The organism is Dactylosporangium sucinum (assembly GCF_014647515.1).
Taxonomy (GTDB): domain Bacteria; phylum Actinomycetota; class Actinomycetes; order Mycobacteriales; family Micromonosporaceae; genus Dactylosporangium; species Dactylosporangium sucinum.
On sequence record NZ_BMPI01000043.1, the window covers coordinates 93,724 to 99,912 of the forward strand.

The following is a 6,189-nucleotide window of genomic DNA, read 5'->3' on the forward strand; positions in this document are numbered from 1 at the left end:
TCGCCGCAGTCGGCCCGTGCCCCGCGCCTGGCCCGTGCCTGGCCGGCGCCCCGCGCCGCCGCCGCGCCTGGCTCGCGCCCTGCGCCGCCGGCTCGCCCCGCTCGCGACTCGGCCCCGGCCCGGCGCGTCGCCCCGCTCCGCCCGCGTGCTTCCTCCGCGGCGATCTTGGAGTTGTGATCCCCTCTTTATCCGCATATTCCGGACAAATCACGGACCACAACTCCAAGATCGCGGGGGAGAGAGGGGGCGGGCCTGGAGGGACGGCGAGGGGCGGCCAGGGCGGAGAGGGGCGGATGGGGCGGAGTGTGGGCCGCGGGGTTGGCATTGGACGTCGGGCCGGCCGGGTGACGGGGCGTAAACTTGGGGGTGAATCCAGGTTTTTTCGTGAGGAGTGCTGCGCCGTGTCCGAGTCGCCCATACCCAGCTCGCCCGTCACGGGCACCGCCCGCGTCAAGCGCGGGATGGCCGAGATGCTCAAGGGCGGCGTCATCATGGACGTCGTCACCCCCGAACAGGCCAAGATCGCCGAGGACGCCGGTGCGGTCGCGGTCATGGCGCTGGAGCGGGTCCCGGCCGACATCCGTGCCCAGGGCGGCGTGTCGCGGATGAGCGACCCCGACATGATCGACGGCATCATCGACGCCGTGTCGATCCCGGTCATGGCCAAGGCGCGCATCGGCCACTTCGTCGAGGCGCAGATCCTGCAGGCGCTCGGCGTCGACTACGTCGACGAGTCCGAGGTGCTCACCCCGGCCGACTACAGCAACCACATCGACAAGTGGGCGTTCACCGTGCCGTTCGTCTGCGGCGCCACCAACCTCGGCGAGGCCCTGCGCCGCATCACCGAGGGCGCGGCGATGATCCGCTCCAAGGGTGAGGCCGGCACCGGCGACGTCTCCAACGCCACCACCCACATGCGCCAGATCCGCCAGCAGATCCGCCGGCTCGGCTCGCTGCCCGAGGACGAGCTGTTCGTGGCGGCCAAGGAGCTGCAGGCGCCGTATGAGCTGGTGAAGGAGGTCGCCGAGACCGGCAAGCTGCCGGTCGTGCTGTTCACCGCGGGCGGCATCGCCACCCCGGCCGACGCTGCGATGATGATGCAGCTCGGCGCCGAGGGCGTCTTCGTCGGCTCCGGCATCTTCAAGTCGGGCAACCCGGCCCAGCGGGCGGCCGCGATCGTCAAGGCCACCACGTTCCACGACGACCCCGACGTGCTCGCCAAGGTCTCGCGCGGCCTGGGTGAGGCCATGGTCGGCATCAACGTCGACGACATCCCGGCGCCGCACCGCCTCGCCGAGCGGGGCTGGTGACCGGTACGTGATCATCGGTGTGCTCGCCCTCCAGGGCGATACCCGCGAGCACCTCCACGCCGTGGCCGACTGCGACGCGATCGGGCGGCCGGTGCGCCGCCCGGAGGAGCTCGACTCGGTCGACGCGCTGATCATCCCCGGCGGCGAGTCGACCACGATGAGCAAGCTGGCGATCGAGTTCGGCATGCTCGACCCGATCCGCAAGCGGATCGCCGGCGGCATGCCCGTCTACGGGTCCTGTGCCGGCATGATCATGCTGGCCCGGGAGCTGCTCGACGCCCGCGCCGACCAGGTGCCGTTCGGCGGGATCGACATGACGGTCCGCCGCAACGCGTTCGGCCGGCAGGTCGACTCGTTCGAGGGAACGGTCGACATCGAGGACATCGACGGCGGCCCGTTTTCGGCTGTCTTCATCCGCGCACCCTGGGTAGAGTCGGTGGGCGACGGCGTGCGGGTGCTGGGTCGTGTGAACGACGGACCCGCCGCCGGTAGGATCGTTGCGGTTCGGCAGCAGCATCTGCTCGCGACGGCGTTCCACCCCGAGCTCACCGGCGACCTCCGAGTCCATCGGTACTTCGTGGAGATGGCGCGCGAGGCGGGCCAGACGACGGAGGGTTAGAGGAGATGTCCGGGCACTCTAAATGGGCGACGACCAAGCACAAGAAGGCGGTCATCGACGCCAAGCGCGGCAAGCTCTTCGCCCGCCTGATCAAGAACGTCGAGGTGGCCGCGCGCACGGGCGGCGGTGACCCCGCGGGCAACCCGACGCTCTTCGACGCCATCCAGAAGGCGAAGAAGAATTCGGTCCCGAATGACAACATCAACAACGCCGTCAAGCGCGGCTCCGGCCTGATCGGCGGCGGCGCCGACTGGCAGACGGCGATGTACGAGGGCTACGGCCCCAACGGCGTCGCGATCCTCATCGAGTGCCTGACGGACAACCGCAACCGCGCGTCGACCGAGGTCCGCGTCGCGCTCACCCGCAACGGCGGCTCGCTCGCCGACGCGGGCTCGGTGTCGTACATGTTCAGCCGCAAGGGCGTGATCATCGTCCCCAAGGCCGGCGACCTCACCGAGGACGACCTCCTGCTGGCCGTCCTCGACGCCGGCGCCGAGGAGGTCAACGACCTGGGCGAGGCCTTCGAGATCATCTGCGAGGCCTCCGACCTGATCCCGGTCCGCACGGCGCTGCAGGAGGCCGGCATCGACTACGAGTCGGCCGAGTCCTCGTTCGTCCCCAGCGTCACGGTGCCGCTGGACGAGGAGGGCGCCCGCAAGGTCTTCAAGGTGATCGACGCCCTGGAGGACTGCGACGACGTCCAGAACGTCTACGCCAACTTCGACGTCTCCGACGAGGTCATGGCGCTGGTCGAGGCCTGACCGACCGCTCGCTTGTGGCGCCCCCGCGGGAGACCGCGACGGGCGCCACACGTGTTTCCAGGCCGCTTGTTGCCAGGTGGCTTGGCATTGGGGCCATATGGCCAGTAGGGTACCGGAAGGAGGTGGGACCATGACCGAAACCGTCATCACGGCGGAAACCGACCCGGACCCGGACATCGACGAGGCAACCCCAGACGAGACCCCTGCGGAGACCTCTGCGGACACCACTGCCGAGACCCCCGACGAGCAGGACGAGCCCCCGATCGACGAGGAACTCCTGGCCGAGGCCGGCCGGGGCCTCGGCACGACCTCGCGCAACGAGATCATCAACGGCGCACTCCGCGAGTACGTCGAACGCAAGCGCACGCAGCGATCGGAAGCACTGGAGCGAGTGCAGGAGCTGGCGGACGAGGGCGCGTTCGACTTCGACAGGATCGACGAGGTGGACCAGTGATGTACCTTGCCGACACGAGTGCTCTCGTCCGGATCTACCGCCGTCAGGTCAGTGAGGCATGGCGGGACGCTGTCCGTCGTGGACTGGTGACGATCAGCGAGCCGGCGCTGACGGAGATGCTCACGGTGGCCAGCGCCAAGCAGTATCTCGACATCGAGCGGGACGTCTGCGAGACCTATCCGTGGGCGACGGTTCCGGACAACATCTGGCAGATGGTGTCGGCGATCCGGCACGAGCTCGTCGAGCCCAGCGCCTACCAGGACGTCTCGGTGGCGGACCTGGTCATCGCCGCCACCGCGATCCGGCTGAAGCTCGTCGTCCTGCACGAGGACGGCGACTTCGAGACCATCGCGCGGCACGTCCCCCAGCTGCGCCAGCAGCGGATCAGCGCCGTGCCGGCCTGAACGGCACCGTGCGGCATCCCGGCGGCGAGGCCGGGATGCCGCACGCGGCCGGTGTCAGCCGGCCAGCGGGGCCGGGGCCGGAGCGGGCCGGGGCGCGGCGGACGAACCAAGGCCGCGGGCGAGCAGGCCGAAGCCGGCGAGCAGGAGCACCGGGCTCAGCAGGCTCAGCGGCCCCACGCCCAGCACCAGGAAGGCCACCACGCCCGCGCCCACCAGGGCCGGGACCCACCAGCGGGAGCGGCCGTCCACCGTCGTCGCCGTGGCCACCAGGATCAGGCCGAGCAGCGTGCCGAACATGCCGAACAGCACCCAGCTGAAGGCGAAACCGTTGTACGTCCCCATCGCGTCCGACACCTGCTGGGCCTGCTCGGGCGTCAGGACCATCCGTGCGGCCAGGTCCAGGTAGTCGCCCACCATCAGGCCGCTGAAGTTGGCCAGCGCCAGGACCGTCACCACGCCGGCGATGCGGGCGAAGCGGCCGCCGCCGCGCATCAGGGTCAGCACGGCCGGGATGAACAGCAGCCAGCCCAGGTGCAGGAAGAACGCGCTCGCCTGGGACTGGACCGGATGCTGGACCAGCTGGGCCGGGTCGGGCTCGAAGCCCGGCACCGTCGCCAGGCCGACCGCGAACGACACCGGCGCGAGGACCATGCACACGCGGCCGAAGGCGTGGCGGAACGCGCCGAAGGTGTCCGGTTCGTCCGCGGCGGGGGTGAACGAGCCGACCGAGCGGAACGCGAAACCGTACGCGCCAGTCAGCACCACGGGACCGGCCAGGGACCACGGCATCGGCGAGGCGGCGAACTGGAGGTACAGCGCCGTGCCGACCAGCGCCGCGCCCGCCGTCCACCACGAGATGACGCGGGCCCGCGCCGCGGCGATCGGGGTCACGATCAGGGCGATCATCCAGCCCACCACGCCCGGGATCTGCCAGCCCGCGGTCGGCCACGCACCGAGCGACTCGAAGGTCCGGTTCACCTTCTGGACCGTTTCGTTGTCCGCGAACGTCTGCTCCAGCGCCAGCACGAACAGGTCGCTCGCCATCAGCGCCGAGAACGTCACCAGCCCGAGCACCGTGGCGATCCACGCGATCCGGGCCAGGACGGCGCCACGGCGGCGGATCGGGTCGAGCAGCGCCACGAACCCGGGCACGAACAATATCCACGCCCAGTGCAGCAGTACCGAATGAGCCTCGATCGCCCCCGGGTGCTCCCGGTAGATGCCGTAGAACTCGCCGGTCGAACCCAGCGCCGGGTCCACCGCGGTCGCCACCCCCAGCACGATCGGCGCGATTATCAGGAAGAACCGCATCACAAGCTCCTTGAGGAAACGTCGGAGCCGCGAACGCTACGAACCCGGCGCCCGGAGCGAACCCGCATCACGGGCGAACCGGGGTCCCCCGCGAGGCGGACCGTCGGTCATCCGGCGGACGGGCGAGGATGCGGGGGAGATGCGCATACCGTCAGGAGGTGCGCAGCAGGTGGCGGGTGGATCTCGGGGTGGCCGGCGGACTCGTGGCGTTCGCCCTCGCCGAGGAGGCCGTGGTACGGATGCCGGGCGGCTGGTGGCCCGTCGCCCTCGCCGTCGTCGCGGTGCTCGTCGCGCTGCGGCGGACGATCCCGCTCGTGGCGCTGGCCGCCAGCTGCGTGCAGGCGAACCTGGTCCAGGTCGACTACCGGCTGTGGCAGCTCGCCGCCATGATCATCGCGGCGTACACGGTGGGCCGGGAGCGGCCGATCGGACGCAGCGGCTGGCAGGGGTACGCCGGGCTGGGGCTCACCCTGGCCACCGCGGTCACGCTCTGGAGGGTCGCCCCGGAGGACCCGATGGGGGCGCTGTTCTTCTCGGTGAGCCCGTGGGTGCTCGGCGTCGCGTTCGCCTACCAGCACCGCCAGAGCGCCGACGCGGCCGCGGCCCGGGCGGCGATCCGCGAGCAGCGGGTCCGGGAGGCCGTCATGGAGGAGCGCGTGCGCATCGCCCGCGAGCTGCACGACATGGTCGCGCACAGCGTCACCGTCATGGTCATCCAGGCCGGCGTGGTGCGCCGGCGCCTCGACGCCGGGCTGGACGTCGACGGGGAGCTGCTGCGCAGCATCGAGTCGTCCGGCCGCGACGCGGTCGGCGAGCTGCGCCGCACCCTCGGGCTGCTGCGGGGCGACGACGGCGGGGCCACGGCGGCGCCGGTCGGGCTCGACCGGCTCGACGAGCTGATCGCCCAGGTCCGCGAGGCCGGGCTGACGGTGACCGTCAAGCGGGAGGGCCCGCCGGTCGCGCTGCTGCCGGCGGCGGACCTGTCGGCGTACCGCATCGTCCAGGAGGCGCTGACCAACGTGCTGAAGCACGCGGGACCGACCCGGGTCACGGTCGAGGTACGCTACGCCGCCGACGGCGTGCACCTGCACGTCCGGGATCGCGGGGGTACCGCACCCGCGCCCGTCGCGAGCGGCGGCCAGGGACTCATCGGCATGCGCGAGCGCGCGGCCCTGTTCGGCGGCGAGCTCACGGCCGGCCCGCAGCCCGGCGGCGGGTACGCGGTCCACGCCCGGCTCCCCGCGCTGGTTGCGGCATGAGTAGCCCTGTGTCAAGCCGCCGGTTGTTGGAGGGCTTGGAGTGCGCCGTGTTTGTCCGGGTTGTAGGGGGT

The 6,189-nt window shown here is 71.3% G+C and carries 7 protein-coding genes; 6 read left to right on the forward strand and 1 reads right to left on the reverse strand.

Annotated features, from left to right (window positions below; genetic code table 11):
* Positions 1-401 precede the first annotated feature (401 nt).
* The 5 genes from pdxS (at position 402) to IEZ31_RS35850 (ending at position 3,548) form a co-directional block, all read left to right on the forward strand.
* Positions 402-1,310, forward strand: a complete 909-nt coding sequence (pdxS, locus tag IEZ31_RS35830; RefSeq protein ID WP_190254511.1) for a pyridoxal 5'-phosphate synthase lyase subunit PdxS — start codon at positions 402-404, stop codon at positions 1,308-1,310.
* A 7-nt stretch (positions 1,311-1,317) separates the two neighbouring features.
* Positions 1,318-1,929 carry a pyridoxal 5'-phosphate synthase glutaminase subunit PdxT gene (gene pdxT / locus IEZ31_RS35835; protein WP_190254512.1) on the forward strand — a complete coding sequence of 204 codons (612 nt, stop codon included), beginning with the start codon at positions 1,318-1,320 and terminating at the stop codon, positions 1,927-1,929.
* A gap of 5 nt (positions 1,930-1,934) precedes the next feature.
* Positions 1,935-2,690: a YebC/PmpR family DNA-binding transcriptional regulator gene (locus IEZ31_RS35840; RefSeq protein ID WP_190254513.1), complete on the forward strand. Its 756-nt coding sequence runs from the start codon at positions 1,935-1,937 to the stop codon at positions 2,688-2,690.
* Positions 2,691-2,820: 130 nt separating this feature from the next.
* Complete coding sequence (locus IEZ31_RS35845) at positions 2,821-3,144, forward strand: type II toxin-antitoxin system VapB family antitoxin (protein ID WP_190254514.1); 324 nt, start codon at positions 2,821-2,823, stop codon at positions 3,142-3,144.
* Positions 3,144-3,548: a PIN domain-containing protein gene (locus tag IEZ31_RS35850; protein ID WP_190254515.1), complete on the forward strand. Its 405-nt coding sequence runs from the start codon at positions 3,144-3,146 to the stop codon at positions 3,546-3,548. Before IEZ31_RS35845 ends, IEZ31_RS35850 begins: the two co-directional genes overlap by 1 nt.
* Positions 3,549-3,602: 54 nt before the next feature.
* On the opposite strand, the gene IEZ31_RS35855 is transcribed toward IEZ31_RS35850, so the two are convergent.
* On the reverse strand, positions 3,603-4,859 hold the full coding sequence (locus IEZ31_RS35855) for a hypothetical protein (protein WP_190254516.1): 1,257 nt from the start codon (positions 4,857-4,859) through the stop codon (positions 3,603-3,605).
* Positions 4,860-5,017: 158 nt separating this feature from the next.
* On the opposite strand from IEZ31_RS35855, the gene IEZ31_RS35860 reads away from it, so the two are divergent.
* Entirely contained in the window at positions 5,018-6,118 is a 1,101-nt protein-coding gene (locus tag IEZ31_RS35860) for a sensor histidine kinase (RefSeq protein WP_190254517.1), read from the forward strand.
* The last annotated feature ends 71 nt before the right edge of the window (positions 6,119-6,189 follow it).

Coding starts and splice junctions, on each gene's coding strand:
- IEZ31_RS35840 (WP_190254513.1), top strand. CDS start 1,935: ATGTCCGGGCACTCTAAATGGGCGACGACCAAGCACAAGAAGGCGGTC.
- IEZ31_RS35845 (WP_190254514.1), top strand. CDS start 2,821: ATGACCGAAACCGTCATCACGGCGGAAACCGACCCGGACCCGGACATC.
- IEZ31_RS35850 (WP_190254515.1), top strand. CDS start 3,144: ATGTACCTTGCCGACACGAGTGCTCTCGTCCGGATCTACCGCCGTCAG.
- IEZ31_RS35855 (WP_190254516.1), bottom strand. CDS start 4,859: ATGCGGTTCTTCCTGATAATCGCGCCGATCGTGCTGGGGGTGGCGACC.